Origin of the sequence: Bacillus sp. FDAARGOS_527 (assembly GCF_003812125.1) — a bacterium.
In the GTDB taxonomy this organism is placed as follows: domain Bacteria; phylum Bacillota; class Bacilli; order Bacillales; family Bacillaceae_G; genus Bacillus_A; species Bacillus_A paranthracis.
This window is the reverse complement of sequence record NZ_CP033795.1, coordinates 5,140,856-5,165,540: the sequence shown is the minus strand read 5'-3', so window position 1 is coordinate 5,165,540 and position 24,685 is coordinate 5,140,856. Positions and strand designations below refer to the sequence as shown.

The window sequence follows — 24,685 nt, the reverse complement described above, 5'->3', positions numbered from 1 at the left end:
AAAACATCCTCTCATGTATGAGGATGTTTTTTTACTTTTTTCTAAACCACGCTGTATTTAATAGTTGAATCGCTTTCGCAATTTCTTCTTCTGATAAGATCGCAAACCCAAGTAAAACGACATTTTCAGGTGCAGTACCGTCTTTATAGTACGTAGAAACAGGATATATTTTAATACTATATTTTGCAGCTTCTTGAATGAGTTCTTCTTCTCGCATTCCATTATGTACTTTTAATAAAATGTGTAATCCCGAATCTTCTCCTATCACTTCAACATGATTAGAGAAATACTTCTCTATTTCAAAAACAAGTCGATCCCTCTTTTTCCGGTAGACGACACGCATTTTATGAATATGTTTTTCCCAATAACCTTCATGTAAAAACTTTCTAATCACTTCTTGATCCATTCTTGAAACACTTTGTGTATAAAATAAATATTGTTTTTGATACTTTTTAATTAAATTCTTCGGTAATACTATATAGCTCATCCGTAATGAGGGCAACAAAGCTTTTGATAACGTCCCCATATAAATAACTTTCCCATCTGTATCTAACCCTTGTAGTGCCGGAATTGGCTTTCCTGAATAACGAAATTCACTATCGTAATCATCTTCAATAATATACCTATCTTCTTCTTTCTTTGCCCATTGTAAAAGCTGCGTCCTTCTCGTAATAGGCATAATCATTCCATATGGAAACTGATGAGAAGGAGTTACAAATACAACATTTGCAGTGCTATTTTCTAAATCTGCCATACAAATGCCGTCCCTATCTAAAGACAACATTTGAACCTTCTTTTCTCCCTGTTCAAAAACGACCATTTTCCTATGGTACCCTGGATTTTCAACAGCGTAATTACTTCCCTTCAACAATTGAAAAAGTAACTTCACTAATATTTGTGTTCCCGCACCTAATACAATTTGACTAGCTGAACAACGTACACCTCTAGATTCATACAAATAGTTCGCAATTTCCTCTCGTAAGCTTAATTCTCCTTGAGGGTGTCCAAGAAAAAGTAAATCATTATTACGCGGCTGCCATACATCATTTATAAGCTTGCGGTACATAGTGAACGGAAAAGTTTTTGTATCAACCCCTGTTTGTGTGAAATCAAATGTATAGTTCTCCTCCCGAAACGATACTTCTTCTACTTTCGCTTCGCTTCCTTCTACATCCATCATTTGTTCAAATTTACATACAAAATAACCTTTTCTTGATATCGACTCAATGTAACCTTCTGCAAGTAATTGCTCGTAAGCCGCTTCTACTGTATTCTTACTCACTTGTAAATAACTCGCCAGTTTTCTTTTTGCAGGTAATTTTGTAAAAGCCGGAATCGTTCCATCCTTAATCTCTTTTTTTATATACTCATACAATTGCACGTACAATGCCTTTTTACTATTCATATTTAAATTAGGCGTTAATTCTAACATAATATCTGACCCCTTAATAAAACTAAAATCTGATACTTTTTACAGTACCAGAAGTTATATATAATTCCTTTTATCATGTCACACATAAAAAATCAAATACTCGAGAGGAGATGCATGATTATGAACAATAGTAGACGGATTGGACTCATTATGATTATTACAGGAGCTACCTTATGGGGATTATCTGGCCCGATGATTCAGTGGCTATTTCAACATACTAACGTATCATCAATTGATTTTTTAACAATTCGCTTGTTGCTTGCGGGATTATTTATTTTATCTTTTTTACTTATAAAGAAACAAAACATATTTCAAATTTGGAAACACTCTAGACATTCTATACAACTTATTATTTTCTCTATTCTCGGCATGCTCGGTGCGCAATATGCCTTTATCGAAACAGTTCATATTAGTAACGCGGTCACAGCGACATTATTTCAATTTCTAGGTCCTGTTCTTATTACCATTTATGTCGCATTTGGACAAAGAAAATTCCCTGCTTCTATGCAACTACTCGCAATTATAACTGCACTCACGGGAACGTACTTTATTATTACAAACGGTTCAATTGAAAATATTGTTTTATCGAAAGAAGCCATTATTTTTGGCCTATTAACAGCAATTGGATTTGCATTTTATACCCTCCATCCAGCTTCTCTTATTAAAGAATGCGGAACAACCATAGTAATTGGCTGGGGGATGCTAATCGGCGGCATCGCCCTGCTTATTTTTAATCGCTCGTTTGGATGGAGTCAACTTTCACAAACCTTTACACCAAAAACTTTTTCTATGCTTATCCTTATCATTATAAGTGGCACTCTTTCTTTCCTTCTTTATATCGGTAGTCTGAAATATTTAGCAGCAACAGAAACGAGCATTTTATCTAGCATTGAACCACTTGTAGCAGCTATCGTTTCAATCGCTTGGCTAAATGAATCATTTGGAGCGTATCAATTACTAGGCGGCGTATGTATCATTCTTTCTGTTATTTTCTTAACGATGCCTCAAAAAGAACGAGAACTAACCTTTTCAACTGAACAAATATAAAAAATGTCAAAAGAGGTCGTACAAAACTTACGACCTCTTTTTATACTTTAAAGGAATTGTCCCGCTTTCTAGCAAATACAATTACACTAACAGTAAAAATTAGGAGTGTGACACCATGAAAAAAATTGGAACTATGCTACTTTTCTCCTTTCTCATCACTGGATGCTCGCAAGCTCAACCCGATTCCGAAGTACCTAAAAAAGAAGCTGTCGCAACATCATCCAATCAAGTTAATGCACCTTCCTTCTTTCATCTTAGTGTTTTAAAAGATGTGAATTGGGAAGAAGCTCCATCCTTCGTAGATGGAAAAATACCTTTAAAAGGCATCGAAGGAAAAATCGCAATGGCTGATACCTCTATTATCTCAAATGAACAAAATGAAATAATGTGGTACTTTTTAGATTCTGAAAGGCCAACTGGAAAACTCTCTATTATTGCACTAAAACAAGGGTCAGTAACGCCAACACCCGTACTCTTTCAACAAGAAACTTCTAAACCAACTTGGACTACTTCAAATACAATTGATTCTACTACAACCGAACTCCCACTCACTATGTCACTACCTTCATCTGGATTATGGGTATTAAATATATACGTGAATGAAAAATATTATGATCAGTTTGTAATCAATGCCACAGAAAATAAATAAAAGGAAGGAGGCTGTTTCAGCCTCCTTCCTTTTATTTACCCATCTTATATGTAACTAATCGCCTGACTCCCCATTTGCACCCATGCCTTTTCAAAACTTTCTCTCGGTACTTTTACATCTAAACTATCACTTAGAGGATCTCGAATATATACAAATTCCTTATCATATCCAATAAGTACTACACAATGTTCATTATACGTAATAGAAACATCTCCACTATTTGTTTCCCATGTAGTAAATTCATCTTTATCTAATGGCGCAAATGTTGCATTCGTAATCATGACTACCGGTTGTCCTGATTTTACACTCTTATAAAGCTCTTCTATACTCTTCCCTGTTAAGTCCACAGCTTTGTTAGGTAAATACTTTTTCGCTAATTGAAAAAGTGGTCCATGATATACACCATATCCTGATTCAGAAAAGGTATAAATATTTCCTACAAATCCTTCATTCGGATTCCCACGTACACCATCGTTCATAAAATCAACTTTCTTTATTTCGTTTGCTAATTTCATCTTATCCACTGTAATACCTGCGTATTGTAACATCATCGCTAAGCTCGTCACTTCACAGCCTCTATCTAACTCTGGTAACTGCTGAATGAAAGGTACATTTGATAAGATGACCTTTTCACCATTATTACTAAACTCCGCTTCTTTTTCACTTTGTATATTGAAGAATGTTAACTTTTCCATATACTTTGTAATTCCATTTGTATATACATTCCATACTGCTATAGCTAGTAATGCTATACATATATACCACTTAAACCTTCGTATCACTCTCACGCCTTTCTTAGTTTGTTAAATAAGAATAAAACGCGTCAGCATCCGTGCGAATCACCGGTACAAAATTTAGTTCTTTTCCTTTTTCAGGCTGATCTTTTTTTATTTTTTCTGCTAGTTCTTGAGCATTCATATTCGTTTTATCGATATTAAGCTCATCTGCCATTTGTAACACCTTTTGTTCATTAATTTCACTTAATACTTGATATATATCTTTACCATATAAATCAATATGATATTTTTTTGCCTCTTCTTGCACTTTTTGTTCGTATACTTCTTGTGCTAACTCTTCTATCTCTTTTCCTTTTTGTGAAATACCTAACTTCCCTGCTTCCTCTCTTACTTTCGTTCCATAGATTTCTTCCGCAATGTCCTCTATTTCTTTTCCATTTGTTGAAATACCTAATTTATCCGCTTCATCGCTAATTTTAATCGTATTAATTTGAGTAATCAAATTTACAATTGATGTGTTTTCTATTGATAGGCCTAGCTTTAACGCTTCTTGCTTCACTTTTGTTTCATAGATTTCTTCTGAAAGAGTTCCAACGTCTTTTCCTTCAATCGAAATTCCTAACTGTTCTGCTTCCCTTCCTACTTCCGTCTCATGGATTTCTTTTTCTAGCGTAATTTGTTCTTTCCCTGCCGTTTCAATCCCTAAATTCTCCGCCTTTTCTTCTGTATGCACAGCATGTATCTTTCCGTTGTTTAATTGTTCTTTGCTGCGCTGCTTGTAATCTGTCTTTCCCTTTGATGTTTCAGAAGGAGAGGCACCCCCTAATATACTTAAACTCATTACTCCAATAGTGAATACCATCATCATTTTCTTTTTCAAAATTACTTCCTCCCTCTTACAACTTCTTTTCCATCATGCCCATAAATTTTTTAATACTACACATAATCGAAATAACATTCTGATTGATATAATCTGCTCAAACACCTTTTTATAATCGCTTCTTCATGCGGCGAACTTTCCGTATAGAATACATGTTAAAAATAGTTTCTTAACTTTCCCTTAAAAAAAGACGACCTTGTAAAAACAAGATCGTCTTCTCACTTATATTCTTTGGTGTTTAGGGAAAATCACTTCAAAACAAGTGCCCTCTTCCCATTTGCTCTCTACTGATATTTTTCCGTAATGTTTCTCTACAATCCAATTTGCGATTGAAAGACCTAATCCAGCTCCTTCTGACGTACTTCTTGCTTTATCCCCTTGATAAAAACGATCAAATAATTTCGGAATATCTTCTTCTTTCACTCCTATCCCGTCATCTTTCACCTGTATACGAATTGAACTACTCGTTTGCGTGCAATTGATTTGAATATGACCGCCTTCGTTCGTATACTTCATCGCATTATCTAACAGTATGACCATCATTTGATGAATCCGCTCTCTATCACCCATAAAAGATACGCCACGTTCTACTTTTAATATCATTTCTTTTTCTTGATAAGAAGCAATCTCCTTATATGGAGCTACTATTTCTTCTAACAATTTATCGAGTTCAAATGTTTTCTTATCCATCTCAATTTGATTAGAATCAGAGCGTGCTAGCAATAATAAATTACTAACGAGTTTTGATAACCGCCTACATTCTTTTGAAATTGTAGAAATATCCATCGCTTTTTCTTCTATCGTAGCGGATGGTGACTGGAATAAAACATCCGTTTTTGATTGAATAACTGCAAGCGGTGTCCTTAGTTCATGTGACGCATCAGAAACGAATTGCTGCTGTTTTTCCCATGAATTTTGAATAGGTACGAGTGCCCTACCAGCTAGGAAAAAGCCGATACCGATTGCACAGAGGCTTCCTATGCTACAACCTATAGTAAGAATTAGAAATAAAGTATTTAACATTTCTTCTTCAGCTGTTATATCGCGTACGATTTGAACTATTTTTCCATCTTGTTGAAATACAAACGTCCTAAAATATAGTCCTTGCACTTCTATATCTTGCAAAATCCCTAATTTCTTTGGCGAAAACTTTTCCAAATTGTCTTCAAAGATAATACGACGTTTACCGTTTTCAACACCTATCTCCACTGTGTTTCCTATCCAAGTTAACTCCATTATCCTTGGATCCCCAATTGGAGGATATCCCCTAATTTTTTTAGGTAGTTTTTTATCATCTGCATTCTTTCTATGTTGAACGGCTTTTTCTATCGATTCATTTACTCCACTATAAATACGCTTATATGTGTAAGAATAAATGATACTACCTAATACGCCTATCAAAATGATAAATACTAATGAATTCAATATAGTCAATCGAATGCGCGTCTTCTGAAACATACTTCCCTTTTTCATTGTTCTTTTAATATATATCCAATACCTCGAACGGTTTGAATATCTTTCTGATAACCGAATGGCTCTAATTTTTTACGTAAATGATGTACATACACTTCTACAATTGCCACTGTCGTATCTGAATCAAATCCCCAAACACGATCAAAAATTTGTTCCCTCATTAAAATCTTTCCGCTATTTTGAACAAGGTACTCTAGAAGCTCATATTGTTTTAATGTTAGCTTCATACTTTGTCCATCTACTTGAACATCTTTATCTTTTCCGAACAGTTCAATCCCTTTATATCGAATAGTCTGCTTTGTTGTTAAATTACCACTTCTGCGTAGTAAAGCACGAATTCTCGCTTTTAACTCTGGAGCCTGAAATGGCTTAACGATATAGTCATCTCCACCAAAGTCCAATCCCTTCACCCGATCTTCTAAAGAATCTCTCGCTGTTAAAAACAGGATTGGTGTTTCAATCTTTTCATCACGTATTCTTTGAATTACTTCAAAACCATCCATCTCTGGCATCATCACATCAAGCAAAATTGCATCATATATATTTTGTAACGCTAGAAATAACCCCTCTTCTCCATTCAATGCTGTATCTACTTCAAATTCGTCGCGTAATATTTGGACAATAGACTCTAATAAGGAAGCATTATCTTCTACTACGAGTAAGCGCATATTCTCACCTTCCACCATATCATTCAATTCTATTTATAATCACATTCCTGCTTTTCCTAACAAAAGAATATCATTATATTTTGTAACTTCATTTTTAATTCGTTCTTTCTACACTTTTTCTTGATATAGAATTTTAAAGATTAATTATAAAAACTCTTCCTTAAATTTTGCTTAATAAAAAGTTGAAAGAAATAAGATTCTCCTTATCTCTTTCAACTTTTTATTACGTACACCTTTTTACTCGGCAATTCTAAACAATTTAGCTGGCCGCCATATACAGCACCGCCATCAATTCCAATAATTCGATTACTACCAAAATACACGCCGCAATTCTCACTACCGTGAAGCGTTTTTGTTTCCGTATGACCAAATACAACAACCTTTTCACCGCTATATCCATTATGAAACTCATTACGGATCCACATTAACGTATATGGTTCACATTCAGAAACCCGTTTCAATGGCTCAACACCAGCATGTACAAATATATACTTTTCTGTTTCAATGTAATGATCTAATTCTTGAATAAACTTTACATGTTCTTCTAAAACATGCGATTGTAAAATTGGTTTTTGGAAGTCTTCCTCATTAACTACAATATCTTCTTCTACAAATCCATAGCTGTATAAAGTCTTATCTCCACCGTTTCTTTTTACCCAATGGTTCCATGAACGTTCCTCATCAGTCGTTAACGCCTTAATCATCATATCTTCATGATTTCCCTTTAGAACGAGGGCTCCATCTTCTTTTAACTCTTTTACCCTTTCAATTACTGCACGTGCATTTGGACCACGATCTACATAATCCCCTAATAAAATTAGTTGATCCTTTTTTGCATCGTATTGAGCTTCTTCTAATAACTGTTCGAACTTTTCTATTTCGCCATGAATATCACTAATAACAAGAATTCTTTTCATATTATCACCCCTCTTTCTAATTATAATTCAAAACGACAGAAACTTCAGAATTGTATTTTAAAACCGTATTTATTACAGATACAACGATTATCCTTACAACAATGTAAGTCTCTTGTCATTCAATTCGATAGTTGCAATTGCTATATTTCCTTATACTAAAAGTAAGAAATGAAACAAAAAACAAGGAGAGATGAGAAATGAAAAAAGTGATGGAAGTTTTAGTAGCAGTGGCAGAGGTTTTCGTAAATGGTAAACAAGTTGCAATGGAGTTAAACAAATAATGAAAAGGACAAGATTCATTCTAGACCCTTTACTCATATAAAAGAGATAAGACTTCTTCATTTTTTTGATCCCTTATCTCCTAAAGAAAGCCGTATCCTTTTTCGGATACGGCTTTCTCTTATTTTTGACTCGTACGAGCTGAAATGCTAATTGCTCTATCTGTCGCTTTGGCAGCTTCATCTAACGCTTCTTTACTATTCTTTCCGTCATACATTGCTTCTAATGCTTTTACAACTGCATCTCGTGATTCTGGGAATACACTAATTAAAGCACCTTGTGTTGCTGGAGATTGTTTCGTCGCTTGCAATTGATCTACTGTTACTTTTAACTGTGGATATTTTTCATATTGCTCTTTTACTAATGGTTCATTATATGCATCTGGATTAATAGAGAAATAACCTGTTGCAGTATGCCATTTTGCTTGTACGTCTGACTTCGTTAAATATTTCATAAAGTCCCAAGCACCTTGTTGTGTTTCTTCTGAAACCATATTCGTCATCCATAATGATGCTCCGCCAATAACAACACCATTTTGTTTCGAATCCTCTGGATATGGAATATATGACACGCCTACATTAAACTTAGATGCATCAATTAAGTCGCGAACACCAGCTGAAGAATCTAAATACATAGCAACTTGTCCAGACTGGAACGCGGCACGAATATCATCCCAACTTGCTCCATACTTTCCTAGTGCACCAGCTTTATTTAACTCATCTAGCATCCCAAATACTTTCTGTCCTTCTTTACCGTTAAATACAGCTTTCTTTGCAGCATCTTTACGACCATTTTCATTATCTACATATAAAGCGCCTTGTGTCGCTAACAATTCTTCAAAGAACCAACCATAATTCAGCATTGAAAATCCATATTGTTTTACATTTCCGCCTTCTTTAACCGTTAACTTTTTCGCTGCTTCTTGCAATTCCGCATATGTTTTTGGAGCTTTCTCTGGATCTAAGCCCGCCTTTGCGAAAGCATCTTTATTATAAATTAATACTGGTGTAGATGAATTAAATGGCATAGAATACATTTTTCCATCAACTGAATAATAATTTGTAATTGCTTTTTCCAGCTTTGAAGTATCGTACTTATCTTTTTTTATCCAACTATCAATTGGCGTAATCTTTTTACTATCAATCATATATTTTGTTGTAATTTCACTCGACTGAACAAGAGCTGGCGCTTCTTTCGTAGCAGACATCGTTCTAAATTTCGTTAAAGACTCTTCATATGTCCCTTGGAACTCTGGCTTTATCTCGTATTTATTTTGTGACTTATTATAGTCCGCAACAAGTCCCTCTAATACCCCTTGTGTTTTTCCACCCATCGCGTGCCAAAAACGAATTACAGTTTTATCACCATTTTTTTCAACTGGTGCTACTTTTGCCTGTGCTTCAGGTTTTCCCTCTGTTTTACTATTTGAACAAGCAGCACTAGATAATGCCATTGTTGCTACCATTAATAGAGCAGCACCTTTTTTAACTAGACTCATTTTAATCTCACCTTCTCTTAGTTATTTAATTGCACCTTTTGTTAATCCTTGTTGTAATTGCTTTTGTCCTAAAAATAATAGAATCAATGTTGGTATAACGATAACCGTAACGCCAGCCATTACGCTTCCCCAATCAGTTGCAACTTCTTGAGATTGAAGCTGCTTCACACCAATTTGAACTGTTCTTACCTTTTCATCAGTGGTCACTAAAAGTGGCCATAAGTACATATTCCATGTTGTTAAAAAACTATATACGCCAAGCGTAATAAAACTCGTTTTACAATACGGAATTACAACGCTGAACAAAAATTTTACATTTCCAATCCCTTCAATAAAAGCAGCTTCTTTCAGTTCATTCGGAAGTGTCATAAAATGTTGGCGTAACAAGAAAATACCGAAAGCTGTTGCAAAAAACGGCACTGTCATCCCAGCGAAACTATTGATCCAGCCAAAGTTTTGAATCGTTAAAAAGTTAGGTACCATCGTCGCTTCCCACGGAATAAGCATCGTTGAAATAAACAGGAAAAAAATAAGATTTCTTCCCTTAAACTGAAGAAAGACGAAAGCATACGCCGCTAAGCTTGACACGATAAGTTGTCCAATCATAACAACTGTCGATACAACTAAGCTGTTATATAAATATGTAAAAAGTGGTACTTTCTGAAAAATATTAATGAAATTATCAAAAGTAAATTGAGTTGGAAATATCCTTCTCATTTGAATATCGTCTGGTGTCATAAAGCTTATTAAAAACGCATACAGCACAGGAAAAAATACCATTACTGCACTAATTATGAGCAGCATATATAATAGGAAATTTTGTTTCCACTGTTTAACGATCATTTATAATGCACCTTTCTCTCAGCAAACTTGAATTGAAGTAATGTAGCAATGAAAATGAAAATAAATAATACCATCGCTTGTGCACTTGCTGTTCCAAATTGATGATTCACAAATGCCTCTTTATAAATCGAATATACAATTAAATTTGTTGCATCATTTGGTCCACCGTGCGTTAAAATATCAATTTGTCCGAAGCTTTGGAACGCACTAATTAACGTTACTGTCACGATAAAGAATAAAGTTGGTGATAACATCGGTAATGTAACACGACGAAGCTTATATAAATAGCTAGCACCATCTATAGATGCACTCTCATATAAAGACGTATCAATGTTTTGTAAACCACCTAATATAACTAAAAATGCAAATCCTGTATTCACCCAAACCGTTGTAACTGATACAGAGAATAGTGCCCAGTCCGGACTCGTTAACCATGCAATTGCAGGAAGATTCATAGAAGCTAATATATTATTGAATAACCCGACACTTGGATGAAATAAAAATAACCAAATCACTGCACTAGCAGCTACTGATATTCCCATTGTGGAAGAAAATAACACACGGAATACCCCAATACCTCTTACTTTTCCATTTGCAATCAATGCAAGAAATAAAGCGAGTATAATACTCGTAGGCACTGTATATACAACAAATAATAAAGTTGACTTTATGCTTTTGTAGAAAGCAGGATCAGAAAATAAGTATTGATAATTTTCTAAGCCAACGAAAAGATTAGCTTCTCCGTGTATATCTGTTAAATAAAAGCTATAGTAAATCGTCCTAAATAATGGATAAAAAAGAAAAATCGAGAACAATAAAATAGATGGCGCTAAAAATAATAATCCTATTCTTAAATCTTTCGTTCTACTCCATAAATTCTTCTTTTTTGCCACCTTTGCTTGGGCTGGTAACTTGCCTACTTCAATCATTATTTCGCCACCACTTTCAACTCTTCTTCAGCTACCACTTTTAATCGTTCATTCGTATTTTGATGAAAGAAGCATAACTTATCTTGTGAGAATAATAATTTTACTTTGTCACCTTTGTTCAGGATTAGCTGTCCAATGACTTTTGCACTCCAAGTTGTTCCATTTATTGCGAAGTTTAATATAGATTCGTTGCCTAATACTTCTACAGATTGCAATGTAACTTCTTGTCCTTCCTCAGACAGGGCAATATGCTCAGGACGCATGCCTATGCGAATTATTCCTTCTGGTAATTGCTTTAACTGTCCAATAGATAACGGAATTTGCAATTGCCCTATATGTAATACACCTTTTTCTTTGTTTACTTCTCCATCATTTATATTCATCGAAGGAGACCCTATAAAACTTGCAACAAATTCATTTGCTGGTTCGTTATAGATGTCAAGCGGTGTTCCAACTTGCTGTATGCTTCCTTTATTTAAAACCATGATGCGATCTCCCATAGTCATCGCCTCTATTTGATCATGAGTAACGTAAATCATTGTAATTCCTAAACGCTGCTGAATTTCTCTAATTTCAATTCTCATTTGCGCACGTAATTTCGCGTCTAAATTCGAAAGTGGTTCATCCATTAAACAAATCGGTGCTTGGCTCACAATCGCTCTAGCAAGCGCAACACGCTGTCTTTGTCCACCTGATAATTGACCTGGTTTCATTTTCACATACTCTTTCAGCCCTACCATTTCAATAGCTTCCATTAATCTCTTTTGCCGCTCTTCTTTTTGTACTTTCCTTACCTTAAGTCCAAATAAAATATTTTCTTCTACAGATAAGTGTGGGTATAGTGCATAATTTTGAAATACCATTGATAGATTACGATCTTTCGGCTCTAAATCATTTGCAACACGTTCATTAATAATTAAATCCCCCGAAGAAATTTCTTCTAGGCCAGCGATCATTCGTAATAATGTGCTTTTCCCACATCCTGAAGGCCCAACTAAAACAAAAAACTCACCCTTTTTAATGTGAACCGATACCCCCTTAACCGCTGTCTCTTCTGCATTTTTATATACCTTTGAAACATTTTTCAATTCAATCACAAAGTTGCACTCCTTTTTTCTTCTTGTATCCATACTTCATAATGACTCGTTGAAATTGCACTTGCGCCTGCACGAATAGCAATTTCCGCATCTTCTCGTGTTTGAATCAGTCCGCCTGCAATGATAGGAAATTCTATTTCCTCCGCTAACTGCTTAATAATGGAAGGCATAATACCAGGCATAATCTCTACTGCATTCGGTTTAGTCGTTTTACAATTTTCAATTGATTTTGTAAGAGATAAAGTATCGACAATAAAAATACGTTGGATCGTTTTTAATCCAATTTTATTGGCATTTCGAATTGTCGATCCTTTTGTTGAAATAATACCTTGTGCTCCGATAACGTCTTGAATATACAAAAGTGCTTCCTCTGTATTCGTATTTAAACCTTGTATAAAATCACAATGAAGAAAGACATCATGTCCATGTTTCTGTAATTCATATACACGCTCTGGTAACTCCAGCATTGAACCCGTCATAAGAAAAACTGTTTTCGGTAATTTTTTGTATGTGTTGTATCCTTTCCAATCCTTTATCATCGCAATATAAGGTTCTTTAAACATTCATTCCACCTAGCTTTTCTGTTTTTATCCAAACTAAAAACACCTACTTACATAGAACACCTTTCTCCTTATTTGAACTCTAGGGAATAGAGCACACCTAAGAAAGTGGCACGTTATATGTAAGCGGGTGTTCTCAAATGTTCTCTACCCTAGTTATTTTGTTACCTTTACTATAGTATGCATTTATTAAGTCAGTTTTGATAGATTGTTAATTAGCTGTTAATCGAATGTTAATATTCACCATATTTTCTTAACATTAATCTAGATATACGAATAACCCCCAACAGCAAACAACTATCTTTAAAATTTAAGTAATATGCAAATTCATTCCATAGTTAATCAATTTTAGTTTTCTCGCAACTTCTTGTGAGGCATAATTATCCCAAGAAGTACTATAAAGTGAAATGCAGTTTTCTTCTTGTATTGATATCGCCCAGGCTGTAACAACATCAGTACCATACCCATTCCCTTGAAACTCCGCTAAAGTTTCCACACTCGCCTCAGCAGCTACAGGTGTACTCCTAGCACTGCAACATATAGAAACTACCTTTTCATTTTTTACAATTGCAAAGTAAGGTTGCCTCCACTCCATCTGTTCTATTAGATTAGGAAAATTTTCTCGCAAAAGCTCTTTATTCTTCTCTGTTATCTGTATTGTTCTAGTTGGCTTATGTAAATTATTAGAGAACATGAAAGCAGGGCCCATCCAAATATTTTTTACTGTTCTTTCTTCATTTAATACATGGATAATCTTTGCTATCTCTATATGATTTGAAGGTTCTCGAATTAATTTCTCAATCTTACCTACCGTTTCATCATCCAGATCACAATGATATCTCGTTATACTCCCTTCACGAGTTCTGCCAAGAAAACAGCGTGGTGCTTTCGGATTTCCTTGTTCATTTACATATTTCATTTTTCCTACTTAATTATGAACAAATAAAACCTCTACCTAAATTGCTATTAAATCAAGTTCTGAGAGCCTCATTTATATTCTCCTTAGTTACTCCATATACCATTCATAATCTATTTTTCATGCCCAAAACAAAAATCCCATTTACATACACATTACTGAATCCATCATACTCAATGACTTCTTCATTCTGTCTATCTAAATGGGATTATTTCATACTTGTTATTCTACCGGTTGCGGTTGTGGCTGTACTACTTCATTCGCTCCAGCTACCCTCAACATATTTGCAATATCTTTAAAACCTCTTTTTTCAGCATATTGCAGTGGCGTAATATTTTCCTTATTGGCCATATTTACATCTGCCCCGTGGTCAATAAGCATTTGAATTACTTTCTTATGATTTTCACTACCATTTCCTAATACAATTGCTTCTACTAAAGCTGTTCCACCACGAGCATTTTTATAATTGACATCAATATCTGTATGCTCTAACAATTCTTTTACGACCTCTACATGGCCACGCTCAGATGCAGAAATAAGTGCTGTTCCACCTGACTTAGTCGTTTCTTTCGTATTAACTCCTGCATTAATTAATACTTTTACAATATCCGTATAGCCTTCTCTACTCGCATAAAGAAGTGGATTACTTTGTTTCTCATCTTTAATTTCAATATTAGCACCTGCACCAATTAATGCTTTCACTGTCTCTACATGATTTTGGTACGTTGCTGCAAGGACAGGTGTTTCTCCGTTGTCACCTTCTACATTTATATTCGCTCCATCTTGGATCAACTTCATAGCTGTTTCTGTATCTCCAAGAGTGGCAGAAAGTAGCAACTGTTTGTCCATTAAATTTATACTTTTTTCTTCTTTAGATTCTTCCTGTTCTTTATGCTTCTCTTTTTTCTTTTCATTTTTCACATGAACCGGTTTCGATTCTGGCTCTTCTTGCTTATCGCAAGCTACTACCGTCATTAAAAGTCCTAATAACATACATAATAAAATTTTTTGTTTTCTCACAACTACAGCTCCTATGAAAGATAATGTTTTCTTAACCATTCCTCCATCACATACAATAACTCTTCTTGAGTACATTTATCCATAAGCCCTTTATATTCCTTCTTTAATCGGATTATCTTAAACTTATACTATGTTTCTCAACCTATTGGCATGATACGCCTGCTGGCCTCATCATTAACATTATGAAGCAATTAGTTTAGCACGATTTTACCGCATTTGTATACATTTCTAAAAAGTACATAGATGATTGCTTTAGGTCACTACATTCCATTGTAACCGTTCTTCTAAAAATTTTACACTTTTTCTAGTATTAATGATGCCCACCTTGATTTCCCTTTTTCGTGTTCCCCATCATTTCTTTATTCATTTCCCATTTATGCTCTGCTAGCTCTTTATACGAGAGAACTTTCCCCTTATAGTTAGATACAAAGCTCTCTGCATCTTTTTTGTTTTTAAATGAAATGACATTATAAGCCATTGGTGTTGTAATTGTTTTATCATATACATAAGTAGCGTCTTCTAACGAAACCCAATCTTTCGAATCATAATCTCGAACAAATTTTTCTTTCGTCTTTTCACCTGAATTAATCTCCATCCATTTATACATACAACCGATATCATCAAACTTTAATGCTTTTCCATTTTCTAAAATGATTTCTGTTGCAAATTGATTATCCATTACCCCAATTTGGCAAATATCACACTTATCATGCTTCTCATCAATTGCCACAGCCTCTGCTTGTTTCTTACCACATCCTACAATTGTAAAGACAAAGAATAAGCATATAGCAAACATCACATACCTTGTTCTCATTGTATTATTTCCCCCCTAACCCTATCTTCTACAAGGAGCATATCAAAAACTTGTGTGCGATTTGTGAAAAAACAATGTGTCTTTTGTAATATATAGAACAAAAAAGATGTGTAGTCATATCTACACATCTCTCATCATTCACAGCCTGTAATTAATAAATCATCTTCTAATCTAACTAATAATGTATCTGTATGAATTTGCTGCCCAACAACTACATTTACTAATCTTATATTTCCACTGATACCGACTGCAACCTTTTCAAGCTCACCGTTATTTTTTCGGATCATCATTAATTTTTCCCACTCATATACGTAAGAAGATTCATTAACAAAAATCTCTTCTACTTTTCCTTCATAAGAACTACAAATCTCTTCCATTCTTGTTTTCATATAAAATCTACTCCCTATTTCACACTTCAATATTTTCATCTTATTCTACCATTCTTATGGAGAGCAGCTTACTTTTTAAAAATTCAAATTAACTACCGTGAACAAAATGACCAAAATAAAAATTATGCTTCTAATGATGTTATTTTTCAAATTATTTACCATTCAAATAGATGCTTTTATGATAAACAAAAAACCTTTTTCTGAATTTTTATTTTATTTTGAAAGCGTAATCATTTTTGAGGGGGAGATTACATGTTAGCACTACTTGGATTTGCAATGGTATTTGTCTTTATGTTTTTAATTATGACAAAACGTATGTCAGCACTAGTAGCATTAATATTAATTCCAATTACTTTCGCTTTAATTGGAGGATTTTATGCAGACATGGGACCTATGATGTTAGAGGGAATTCAAAAACTAGCACCTACTGGTATTATGCTTATGTTTGCTATTTTATATTTTGGAATTATGATTGATAGCGGTTTATTCGATCCTGTCATTAGTAGGATTTTGAAATTTGTAAAAGGGGATCCTTTAAAAATTGTTGTTGGCACAGCAATTCTTACTATTATCGTTTCATTAGATGGGGATGGAACGACAACCTATATGATTACTGTTTCCGCAATGTATCCACTATATAAACGCCTTGGGATGAATCCACTTATATTAGCTGGGGTTGTTATGTTAGGTGCAGGGGTGACAAATCTTACACCATGGGGTGGACCGACAGCTCGTGTTATGAGTGCACTTGGACTAGACGCATCAGAGCTCTTTACACCACTTATACCAGGAATGATTGCTGGTGCACTTTGGGTAGTTTTCGTTGCTTACTATCTTGGAAAAAAAGAAAGAAAACGTTTAGGAATTATGGATATACAATATTTAAAACAAATGCAAACAACAGATGAGCAAGCTGCAACAGTAGAAGCTGCTGTTCATAAGCGCCCTAAACTTCTATGGATTAACTTTTTATTAACTGCTACCTTACTTGTCTGTCTCATACTAGAAGTTATGCCGTTACCTGTTTTATTTACAATCGCTTTCGCTATTGCTGTTATGATTAACTATCCGAACTTAGAGCAACAGAAAGAGCGTATTGCTTCTCACGCAGGAAACGTATTAGCGGTTGTTTCTCTCGTATTTGCCGCTGGGATTTTCACTGGAATTTTATCAGGAACAAAAATGGTAGATGCAATGGCTAAAAGTGTAGTAACTCTTATACCAGACGCTCTTGGACCACAACTACCAATTATTACAGCTCTTCTTAGTATGCCATTCACATTTTTCATGTCCAATGATGCATTTTATTTCGGTGTACTACCTATTTTAACGAAAGCTGCTGCCACTTACGGAATTAGTGCAGCTGAAATGGGACGCGCTTCCTTACTCGGGCAACCTGTTCACTTATTAAGCCCCCTTGTCGCATCCACTTATTTATTAGTCGGAATGGCCAAAGTTGATTTTGGTGAACATCAACGTTTTACTTTATTGTGGGCAGTTGGAACGACAATGGTCATGTTGATTACTGGAATTGTAATTGGGATTATTCCAATATAAAATAAAAAACAGTAGCGGACATATATCCTCTACTGTTTTTTATTATGAAGAAACAAGAAAATATCTTCTTTCTGGTCTCCCTACACTCCCATATATAAGCTCCGCATGAACTTTCTTTCCTGATATTAAATATTCTAAATAACGCCTCGCTGTTGACCTACTTACTCCGACCATTGCGCTTAGCACTTCCGCAGTAATACCTTCTTCATTTACTGTTAACATATGCTTTTTTATTTTTGCTAAAGTTAAAGGGTCTATCCCTTTCGGGGCATATTCTATTTCATTTCCCTTTACGCCTCTTTGAGACCATAAATGTTCAATTTGTTCTATAGATAACTGATTATTTTTCTTTAGCTGTAAAAGCTTTTTTTGATAATTTTCCAAACTTGTTTTAAATCGATCAAACATAAGTGGCTTTACGATATAATCTGTTACTCCACCTCGCAGGGCGTGCCTCACTACATCTGTTTCCGATGCAGCTGTAATCATAATAATATCTGTATCATGTAAATTATGTCTAATATATGTGACAAGTTCCGTTCCTTGCATATCAGGTAGGTACACGTCTAATAAAACGAGCTGTGGCTTCACAAGATCTAGCCATTCTTTCGCTTGTTCCCCAGTCGTCGCTGTTCCAATTACCTTAAATCCCTCAATCTTTTCAGTAAAACGACGATGAATGTCTGCAATTCGAATATCATCTTCTACAATCAATACTTCAATCTCCTCACCCATTACAATTCGCCTCTCTCTTTTGGTAATGCAATAATAAACAATGCACCACCTAAATCCCCTTTTTCAATTGCGATACTTCCATTTAAATCTTCTACTAACTCTTTCACCTTTGCTAATCCATATCCTCGCTTCTCGCCTTCTTTCGTCGAGAAGCCTTTATAGAATATGCTAGTAATGACCTCATCATGAATCCCTTGTCCTGAGTCTTCCACTTCAATGACTATTTCTTCTCCGATATCAGTTACAAACATTCTTACTTTCTTATCATATTCTTCATTTCTTTCAATCGCTTCAAATGCATTCGTAATTAAATTTCCTAAAATAGAAACGACATAATTACTCTCAATATGCGGGCTTAATTTGTCTAAGCTACTCTCTCTATCTAGCATAAAATCAATCTTCAACTCTCTTGCTCTATTATAGAATCCAATTAAAATCCCACCTAACCATGGATTTTGAATTCGTTTCATAATAAATTGAACAAAATCTTGATATACCGCTGTTTCCTTATGAATAAGCTCCAAAGCATCTTCATATAATTCTAGCTGGATAAGACCTGAAAGCGTATACAACAAATTGTTATATTCATGCGTTTGCGCTCGTAATGCCTCTGTATATTGCTTTGTCTGAGATAATTCTGCTGTTAACTGATCCATTTCAGATTTCAAACGTAAGCTCGATACAACGCCAGTTACTTTATTCTTTACTTTAATAGGTAGACGGTTCGCAATAACAGCCTGCCCTTTTATATTTAATTGGCGGTCAAACTGTTCTTCACCAGTTTGAAGTACATCTAATATCGTTGAATTAGGAATTACATCTAAAATAAATTCTCCAATAATATTTCGTTGTTCATCTAGCGAAAGAATATCATAGGCTGCTTGATTAACTAAACTAATTATGCCATGTTGATCAATGACAATAATCCCCTCACGTACAGATTGAATCACTGTACTATGCTCTTCATATAAAGATGAAATTTCTTCTGGCTCCATCCCAAACATCATTCTTTTTATACTGCCAGCTAAATATATAGAGCCGATTACTCCAATTAATAGACCTATTATTGTAATCCAAAACACACGCTTTCCATACACTTCTACCGCTCCATGAATATCATCCATTGAAAATCCAACAGATACCACACCAATGATTTCATTTTCCTGATTACGGATTGGAACTTTTCCACGTAATGAAGGGCCTAATGATCCAGTTGCTTTCGAAACGTAAGATTTCCCTTCTAATAAAACTCCTTTGTTATCTCCGCCAACCATTGCTTCTCCTATTTTATCTTTCCTAGGATGTGCATAACGAATCCCTTCTTTATTTCCAACTACAATAAAATCAGCATCTGTATCAATTCGAATTTTTTCCGCAATCGGTTGAATAATAGAAGCTGGATTTTCTGTTTGAAAAGCTTCCTTGATTTCTGGTATAGCAGCAACTGTTTTCGCAACATGCAAAGCTCTTTTGCCAATTTGCTCTTCTACCGTTTCAGATAATATGTAATAAAATAAATAACTCGTTAGCATAAGTACAACAAGAATAAGTGTACTAATAGTTAATGTGATTCTCGGTTGGAGTTTTAATTTTTTAAATTTCAAAACCATTCCCCTAACATGATTAAAGATAGAATTTAAAGAATATACAGTCTTTTTAGTTATACTTAATCATAACACGGTTACTCTATATTTCTTTCTTTTTCTCTTCATAAAAAAAGAAACGAAGTAAAATTATTACCCCGTTTCTTAACATTCGTTATTACACTTTAAACTTACCAATCATCTCTTGTAATTCTTCTGCCATTTGTGATAAATGGACTGCTGCTGCATTTATTTCATCTACTGAAGCTAATTGTTCTTCAGAGGAACCAGCAATATTTTGAACGCTTGCTGCATTTTCTTCAATTGTAGCTGCAATTTCATTAATAGATGCACTTACTTGTCTTGCATCTACCGTCATTTGCTTCGCTACACCTACCATGTTATCAATTTGTACTACTGTATCATCCGTAGATTTCAATATTTCAGCAAAGCTTTGCTTCGTTTCATTTGCAACTACAAGCCCTGATTGTACTTCTGTCCCAACTAGCTTCATAGAACTTACCGTTTCCTTGATATCAAATTGGATTTCTTTCACTAGTTTTCCAATTTCCGTAGAAGACTGTCCTGATTGCTCAGCTAATTTTCGTACTTCATCTGCTACAATTGCAAATCCTCTTCCTTGCTCTCCAGCCCTTGCAGCCTCAATTGCAGCATTTAATGCTAATAAATTGGTCTGCTCTGCAATATGTTGAATCACCTCAAGGATTGCTCCAATTTGTTTTGATTTATCATCTAACAAAACAATAACTTTATCTGATTGTGAAACAGACTCATGGATTAATTGCATTTGATTCACAGTTTGTTCAACTAACTTTCCACCATCTTCAGCCTTTTTCTTCGTATACATAGATGCTGTGGATACTAATGAAGAACTATCTGCAACACGCTGAATTCCTTCTGTAACTTCTTCTAATAATGTTGCACCTTCTTCAACTTCTTTCGTTTGTATTTCAGCCCCGCTCGACACTTGCTCTATTGCTTGTGTAATTTGTTCCGTCGCTTCACTTGTCTGCTTCATACTAGCTGTTAATTCTTCTGAAGATGCCGCCACGTGACTTGCTGAAGTATTTATATTAGAAATGACCTGATGTAATGATGTCGCCATCTCGTTAAAACTTTCTCCTAGCTGTCCAATTTCATCTTTAGAATGAACTGTAATTGTTTCTGTTAAATCGCCTTCACTAATCTTTTTCGATGATATAACAAGTTGTTTTAACGGACTAATGATAGAAGCAATTATGAAGTAAATTAAAATCCCACCAATTATTAATGAAATACCAATAACAGTTAGCGTTTTATAGAAAATAGGATTAGCTGCTTCAATAATTTCTTTTGAAGGCATAATTCCTGCTATTTTCCATCCAGTCTGCTTATTTGTTATAAAGGTAATATTGCGATCATCACCATCGAGTTTGAATTTAAAATCACCTGTTTCCTGTTTGTACAATTCCTTCTCCAGTTTTTCTTCTATTTTGTCACCCGGTTTCATCGTCGGATGTGCTATTACATGTTTAGATTGGTCGAAGATTGCTACATATCCTTTTTTGCCGATATTGACCATTTTTGAAGTATTTACAATATCATTAATAATTAAATCAATACCGAGAACACCGCTCTTATCCTCATTTTGTTTTGCTATTGTAATAACAATATTCCCTGTTGTACTTGACTTATATGGGGCTGTGATAACCACTTCTCCGCTTTTTTTCGCTGCTTCTTTATACCAATCTCTTTCGGTAGGATTATACCCATCTGGCATTTGAATAGACGGTGATTGAATAAATTGTCCCGTACTAGCCCCCGTATAAATTGCTTCTATTTCTGGATGTAATTTATTATATTCTTCTAATTTATTTTGCACATTTTGAAGCTGATCAGTTCCGTAACTTACTCCGTTAAATAACTTTGTAAAATATACTGCGTCTACCTTTTTACTGTCTATCTCTTTATTAATAACATTATTTAAAATCTTTACGTTATCTTCCGCTGATTGTAAAATTGTTTCGTTAAAATTTGTCTTCGCTTGTTGATAAGACGTCCAACCAATTACAATACTTGGAAGAACTAAAATGATAACAAATGACACAAGTAACTTTGCTTTTAAACTACTTCTCCTTAATTTCCCTTGAAGCATATTTCTACCCCTCCATACCGTTTTAAATGTAATTACCTTACATTTAATTTCTTTATATAAATTATACGATTAAAATGTATCAACTCTTTATCTCTTTTTCTATTAAAGAATTAATACATACCTTTTTCATTCTATATAAATTAAATAATTAAAACAATATATTAAAATGTAAATTATTCGAACAATTCACAGAAGAACCTCTAGTATCTCACTTACTAGAGGTTCCACCCACTATACTATTCTTTATCTTTTGCTACTTCTTTTTTCTCATTTTCTGCTACTGATACAACAGGTTTATCGTTTGATAATTGTTGTACTGCTCCTTTTCCAGCAAATCCTTCTAATAACTCTTTTAAATCAATGCCAGAAGAAGCTTTTAATGTTTCTTGCATCGTTGCCATTAAATCAGTCGCATAACCTGCAACTTTTCCGGCGCCGCTATTTTTACCACCGCCGCCTGTATCGACAACTGTAATTTTATCAATGTTGCTAAGTGGACTGGCAACTTCCTTCGCATAACTTGGAAGCATTTTAAGTACCATATCCATAATTGCCGCTTGGCCATATAACTCAAATGCCTCTGCAATTTTTTGTTTCGCTTCTGCTTCTGCTAAACCTTTTAACCTAATAACATCTGCTTCCGCCGTACCTTGTGCTTTTTGTACTTCCGCTTTTGCTTGACCTTGCGCTTTTTCGATTTCCGCCTTCGCTAAACCTTCCACGCGTACTTCTTCCGCACGTGCTCTCGCTTCAGCTTCAATCTTATATTGATCCGCATCTGCCTTTTTCATTTGTTTTACTTTTTCTGCTTCCGCTGATTGCTCAACAGCATAGCGATCTGCATCTGCTTTTTTCTTTACTTCTGCATCGTATTGCTTTTCACGACGCGCAATCTCTTTTTCTTCTAATTCAATTTGTTTCTCACGCTCAATGATTTTAACGCGCATTTGCTCTTCTGTAACACCTTGTTGCGCTTTCGCCTGTTGTAATTCGTAAGAAAGATCTGCATCTGCACGAGCTTGTTCTTGCTCTCTCTTATAAGATTGTACTTTTAATTCTTTATGTTTTTCAGCTTCAGCGATTTGGGCATCACGTTGGTATTCAGCCTCTTTCGCTTCTTTCTCAGCACGAGCTTTTTCAATACGCGCTTCCTTTTCACGCTCTGCATTTGCAATTGTTGCATCACGCTTAACCGTCGCAATTTGCGGCTGACCAAGTGCATCTAAGTAACCGTTCTTATCCATAATTTCTTTAATTGTAAAGGAAACGATACGAAGACCCATTTTCTTTAAATCTGTAGAAGCTACTTCATGCACCTTTTGAGCAAATTGCTCTCTATTACTATACGCATCTTCTACTGTCATAGAAGATAAAATCGCACGTAAATGACCTTCTAAAACTTCTTTCGCTTCTACTTTTAACTCTTCTGTTTCTTTTCCTAAATATTGCTCAGCTGCTGTCGATACTTCTTCAATTGTAGAACCTACTTTAATAATAGAAACACCATTTACTGTAACTGGAACACCTTGCTTCGTATACGTATCGCGTGTGCCCACTTCTAACTTGTAATTTAGTAAGCTTAAAGGTTCTGCTCTTTGCATGATTGGCACTACGAATGTACCGCCACCGCGAATAATCTTAATCTTCTTTCCATCATCAGTGGTAACTACATTTTTCCCACCACCAAGCCAGTTCCCTGTAACAATTAACGCTTCATCTGGTCCAACTGTTCGATACTTCGTAATGAATACTAAAATGAGTAGAATTAAAATTGCGAGTAAAACTCCACCAATAATTAATGGAATCGTCATGTGAATTCCCCCTTATAATTTTGGTTTTTTTAAAGAATAAGCGATGTTTTGTACAAGCAAAACACCATCTTGGACTCCCTCAATAATAACTTCAGTTCCTTGTGAAATATCTTTTTTCCCAATTGTTTTAGCTGGAATTGCATTACTTCCAAATTGAGAGGATATTAATACTTCACCAAATCCTTCTGTAGGAATTGTCGTAATGACTTCTCCCTTGCAACCAATGAATTCATCCATACGTTGCACAGTATTTTGTTCTGCTTCTGCAATCGGTTTTAAAATTAATATTTTCATTATGAATACACCAATAAAGGATATAGCAAATGCAGCCACGAAAATAAGAATACTATTAAAGGAAAATAAATATTCTCCTATATAACTAAGTCCACATAACATAGCGAAAAAACTAAGTAATAAAGTAACAACGGATACAGATCCGCCTCCAAAACTAAATATGGATTCAAATATATCCCCAAAAAAGATATAAATCACAGTGAGTATAGTAGCAATAATAAATCCGTATAAATAAATTGTCTCAAGTGGATAACCAAACAAAACCATTTCTTATCCCCCTCTCTTAAACAATCCCTTTTTTGTTATGTGTATGCCCCACCTCTTTCAAAGATTATTGTTCTTAATTTTCAGTTATTTAAATTTTAAAGAAAAGCCTGTAAGACAGGTCCCCTAAAAAAGAAC

Annotated in this window: 22 protein-coding genes and 2 pseudogenes; 3 read left to right on the top strand and 21 right to left on the bottom strand. The window is 34.7% G+C overall.

Features of this window, described 5'->3' with window-relative positions; all coding sequences use genetic code 11:
• Nucleotides 1-31: 31 nt before the first annotated feature.
• A complete protein-coding gene (locus tag EGX95_RS29465) occupies nucleotides 32-1,432 on the bottom strand; it encodes a MocR-like pyridoxine biosynthesis transcription factor PdxR (protein WP_000891889.1) in 1,401 nt (466 codons plus the stop codon).
• 120 nt (nucleotides 1,433-1,552) lie between these two features.
• On the opposite strand from EGX95_RS29465, the gene EGX95_RS29460 reads away from it, so the two are divergent.
• Together EGX95_RS29460 and EGX95_RS29455 are read left to right on the top strand one after the other, a co-directional pair.
• Nucleotides 1,553-2,479 (top strand): DMT family transporter, encoded by a 927-nt coding sequence (locus EGX95_RS29460; protein WP_001066058.1) that lies wholly within the window; start codon nucleotides 1,553-1,555, stop codon nucleotides 2,477-2,479.
• Nucleotides 2,480-2,594: 115 nt separating this feature from the next.
• Nucleotides 2,595-3,128: a DUF4871 domain-containing protein gene (locus EGX95_RS29455; RefSeq protein WP_000719662.1), complete on the top strand. Its 534-nt coding sequence runs from the start codon at nucleotides 2,595-2,597 to the stop codon at nucleotides 3,126-3,128.
• Between the two features lie 44 nt (nucleotides 3,129-3,172).
• On the opposite strand, the gene EGX95_RS29450 is transcribed toward EGX95_RS29455, so the two are convergent.
• The 14 genes and pseudogenes from EGX95_RS29450 to EGX95_RS29385 form a co-directional block, all read right to left on the bottom strand.
• Nucleotides 3,173-3,910, bottom strand: a complete 738-nt coding sequence (locus EGX95_RS29450) for a C39 family peptidase (protein WP_000621157.1) — start codon at nucleotides 3,908-3,910, stop codon at nucleotides 3,173-3,175.
• 13 nt (nucleotides 3,911-3,923) lie between these two features.
• Nucleotides 3,924-4,745, bottom strand: a complete 822-nt coding sequence (locus EGX95_RS29445) for a hypothetical protein (protein WP_000728566.1) — start codon at nucleotides 4,743-4,745, stop codon at nucleotides 3,924-3,926.
• Nucleotides 4,746-4,967: 222 nt separating this feature from the next.
• Nucleotides 4,968-6,203: a sensor histidine kinase gene (locus EGX95_RS29440; protein WP_000486862.1), complete on the bottom strand. Its 1,236-nt coding sequence runs from the start codon at nucleotides 6,201-6,203 to the stop codon at nucleotides 4,968-4,970.
• Between the two features lie 11 nt (nucleotides 6,204-6,214).
• Nucleotides 6,215-6,886 (bottom strand): response regulator transcription factor, encoded by a 672-nt coding sequence (locus tag EGX95_RS29435; protein ID WP_001238631.1) that lies wholly within the window; start codon nucleotides 6,884-6,886, stop codon nucleotides 6,215-6,217.
• Between the two features lie 212 nt (nucleotides 6,887-7,098).
• A complete protein-coding gene (locus EGX95_RS29430; protein WP_000821958.1) occupies nucleotides 7,099-7,803 on the bottom strand; it encodes a metallophosphoesterase family protein in 705 nt (234 codons plus the stop codon).
• 400 nt (nucleotides 7,804-8,203) lie between these two features.
• Nucleotides 8,204-9,580: an ABC transporter substrate-binding protein gene (locus EGX95_RS29425; protein ID WP_000060606.1), complete on the bottom strand. Its 1,377-nt coding sequence runs from the start codon at nucleotides 9,578-9,580 to the stop codon at nucleotides 8,204-8,206.
• A 21-nt stretch (nucleotides 9,581-9,601) separates the two neighbouring features.
• Nucleotides 9,602-10,423 (bottom strand): carbohydrate ABC transporter permease, encoded by an 822-nt coding sequence (locus tag EGX95_RS29420; RefSeq protein ID WP_000635930.1) that lies wholly within the window; start codon nucleotides 10,421-10,423, stop codon nucleotides 9,602-9,604.
• Entirely contained in the window at nucleotides 10,420-11,352 is a 933-nt protein-coding gene (locus tag EGX95_RS29415; RefSeq protein WP_000573564.1) for a carbohydrate ABC transporter permease, read from the bottom strand. Before EGX95_RS29415 ends, EGX95_RS29420 begins: the two co-directional genes overlap by 4 nt.
• Nucleotides 11,352-12,449, bottom strand: a complete 1,098-nt coding sequence (locus tag EGX95_RS29410) for an ABC transporter ATP-binding protein (RefSeq protein WP_000571386.1) — start codon at nucleotides 12,447-12,449, stop codon at nucleotides 11,352-11,354. The genes EGX95_RS29415 and EGX95_RS29410 overlap by 1 nt, the downstream gene beginning before the upstream one ends.
• Nucleotides 12,446-13,012 carry a glycerol-3-phosphate responsive antiterminator gene (locus EGX95_RS29405; protein ID WP_000472009.1) on the bottom strand — a complete coding sequence of 189 codons (567 nt, stop codon included), beginning with the start codon at nucleotides 13,010-13,012 and terminating at the stop codon, nucleotides 12,446-12,448. Before EGX95_RS29405 ends, EGX95_RS29410 begins: the two co-directional genes overlap by 4 nt.
• Nucleotides 13,013-13,319: 307 nt before the next feature.
• Nucleotides 13,320-14,000, bottom strand: a pseudogene (locus tag EGX95_RS29400) (GNAT family N-acetyltransferase).
• Between the two features lie 147 nt (nucleotides 14,001-14,147).
• Nucleotides 14,148-15,020, bottom strand: a complete 873-nt coding sequence (locus tag EGX95_RS29395; protein WP_000287348.1) for an ankyrin repeat domain-containing protein — start codon at nucleotides 15,018-15,020, stop codon at nucleotides 14,148-14,150.
• Between the two features lie 235 nt (nucleotides 15,021-15,255).
• On the bottom strand, nucleotides 15,256-15,759 hold the full coding sequence (locus EGX95_RS29390; RefSeq protein WP_001260483.1) for a nitrous oxide reductase accessory protein NosL: 504 nt from the start codon (nucleotides 15,757-15,759) through the stop codon (nucleotides 15,256-15,258).
• A 134-nt stretch (nucleotides 15,760-15,893) separates the two neighbouring features.
• Nucleotides 15,894-16,148 carry a hypothetical protein gene (locus EGX95_RS29385; RefSeq protein WP_000857645.1) on the bottom strand — a complete coding sequence of 85 codons (255 nt, stop codon included), beginning with the start codon at nucleotides 16,146-16,148 and terminating at the stop codon, nucleotides 15,894-15,896.
• Nucleotides 16,149-16,400: 252 nt separating this feature from the next.
• Here EGX95_RS29385 and EGX95_RS29380 point away from each other — a divergent pair, with 252 nt between their 5' ends.
• Entirely contained in the window at nucleotides 16,401-17,705 is a 1,305-nt protein-coding gene (locus tag EGX95_RS29380; RefSeq protein WP_000880438.1) for a CitMHS family transporter, read from the top strand.
• A 42-nt stretch (nucleotides 17,706-17,747) separates the two neighbouring features.
• On the opposite strand, the gene EGX95_RS29375 is transcribed toward EGX95_RS29380, so the two are convergent.
• The 6 genes and pseudogenes from EGX95_RS29375 to EGX95_RS29355 all read right to left on the bottom strand — a co-directional run bounded on the left by EGX95_RS29375 (nucleotide 17,748) and on the right by EGX95_RS29355 (nucleotide 24,550).
• A complete protein-coding gene (locus EGX95_RS29375) occupies nucleotides 17,748-18,440 on the bottom strand; it encodes a response regulator (RefSeq protein ID WP_000503453.1) in 693 nt (230 codons plus the stop codon).
• Complete coding sequence (locus tag EGX95_RS29370) at nucleotides 18,440-20,050, bottom strand: ATP-binding protein (protein ID WP_002026953.1); 1,611 nt, start codon at nucleotides 20,048-20,050, stop codon at nucleotides 18,440-18,442. The genes EGX95_RS29375 and EGX95_RS29370 overlap by 1 nt, the downstream gene beginning before the upstream one ends.
• 151 nt (nucleotides 20,051-20,201) lie before the next feature.
• A complete protein-coding gene (locus tag EGX95_RS31205; RefSeq protein WP_372424941.1) occupies nucleotides 20,202-21,062 on the bottom strand; it encodes a methyl-accepting chemotaxis protein in 861 nt (286 codons plus the stop codon).
• 126 nt (nucleotides 21,063-21,188) lie between these two features.
• Nucleotides 21,189-22,178 (bottom strand): annotated as a pseudogene (locus tag EGX95_RS31200) (cache and HAMP domain-containing protein); the annotation flags it as partial.
• Between the two features lie 236 nt (nucleotides 22,179-22,414).
• Complete coding sequence (locus EGX95_RS29360; RefSeq protein WP_000155026.1) at nucleotides 22,415-23,989, bottom strand: flotillin lipid rafts scaffold protein FloT; 1,575 nt, start codon at nucleotides 23,987-23,989, stop codon at nucleotides 22,415-22,417.
• A 12-nt stretch (nucleotides 23,990-24,001) separates the two neighbouring features.
• Nucleotides 24,002-24,550 (bottom strand): NfeD family protein, encoded by a 549-nt coding sequence (locus EGX95_RS29355; RefSeq protein WP_000242441.1) that lies wholly within the window; start codon nucleotides 24,548-24,550, stop codon nucleotides 24,002-24,004.
• Nucleotides 24,551-24,685 lie beyond the last annotated feature (135 nt).

Bases quoted from the DNA above. Each gene is read 5' to 3' on its own strand.
- EGX95_RS29465 (WP_000891889.1), bottom strand. From the start codon at position 1,432: ATGTTAGAATTAACGCCTAATTTAAATATGAATAGTAAAAAGGCATTG.
- EGX95_RS29460 (WP_001066058.1), top strand. From the start codon at position 1,553: ATGAACAATAGTAGACGGATTGGACTCATTATGATTATTACAGGAGCT.
- EGX95_RS29455 (WP_000719662.1), top strand. From the start codon at position 2,595: ATGAAAAAAATTGGAACTATGCTACTTTTCTCCTTTCTCATCACTGGA.
- EGX95_RS29440 (WP_000486862.1), bottom strand. From the start codon at position 6,203: ATGTTTCAGAAGACGCGCATTCGATTGACTATATTGAATTCATTAGTA.
- EGX95_RS29435 (WP_001238631.1), bottom strand. From the start codon at position 6,886: ATGCGCTTACTCGTAGTAGAAGATAATGCTTCCTTATTAGAGTCTATT.
- EGX95_RS29430 (WP_000821958.1), bottom strand. From the start codon at position 7,803: ATGAAAAGAATTCTTGTTATTAGTGATATTCATGGCGAAATAGAAAAG.
- EGX95_RS29425 (WP_000060606.1), bottom strand. From the start codon at position 9,580: ATGAGTCTAGTTAAAAAAGGTGCTGCTCTATTAATGGTAGCAACAATG.
- EGX95_RS29420 (WP_000635930.1), bottom strand. From the start codon at position 10,423: ATGATCGTTAAACAGTGGAAACAAAATTTCCTATTATATATGCTGCTC.
- EGX95_RS29415 (WP_000573564.1), bottom strand. From the start codon at position 11,352: ATGATTGAAGTAGGCAAGTTACCAGCCCAAGCAAAGGTGGCAAAAAAG.
- EGX95_RS29405 (WP_000472009.1), bottom strand. From the start codon at position 13,012: ATGTTTAAAGAACCTTATATTGCGATGATAAAGGATTGGAAAGGATAC.
- EGX95_RS29395 (WP_000287348.1), bottom strand. From the start codon at position 15,020: ATGTACTCAAGAAGAGTTATTGTATGTGATGGAGGAATGGTTAAGAAA.
- EGX95_RS29390 (WP_001260483.1), bottom strand. From the start codon at position 15,759: ATGAGAACAAGGTATGTGATGTTTGCTATATGCTTATTCTTTGTCTTT.
- EGX95_RS29385 (WP_000857645.1), bottom strand. From the start codon at position 16,148: ATGAAAACAAGAATGGAAGAGATTTGTAGTTCTTATGAAGGAAAAGTA.
- EGX95_RS29380 (WP_000880438.1), top strand. From the start codon at position 16,401: ATGTTAGCACTACTTGGATTTGCAATGGTATTTGTCTTTATGTTTTTA.
- EGX95_RS29375 (WP_000503453.1), bottom strand. From the start codon at position 18,440: ATGGGTGAGGAGATTGAAGTATTGATTGTAGAAGATGATATTCGAATT.
- EGX95_RS29370 (WP_002026953.1), bottom strand. From the start codon at position 20,050: ATGGTTTTGAAATTTAAAAAATTAAAACTCCAACCGAGAATCACATTA.
- EGX95_RS31205 (WP_372424941.1), bottom strand. From the start codon at position 21,062: ATGAAGCAGACAAGTGAAGCGACGGAACAAATTACACAAGCAATAGAG.
- EGX95_RS29360 (WP_000155026.1), bottom strand. From the start codon at position 23,989: ATGACGATTCCATTAATTATTGGTGGAGTTTTACTCGCAATTTTAATT.
- EGX95_RS29355 (WP_000242441.1), bottom strand. From the start codon at position 24,550: ATGGTTTTGTTTGGTTATCCACTTGAGACAATTTATTTATACGGATTT.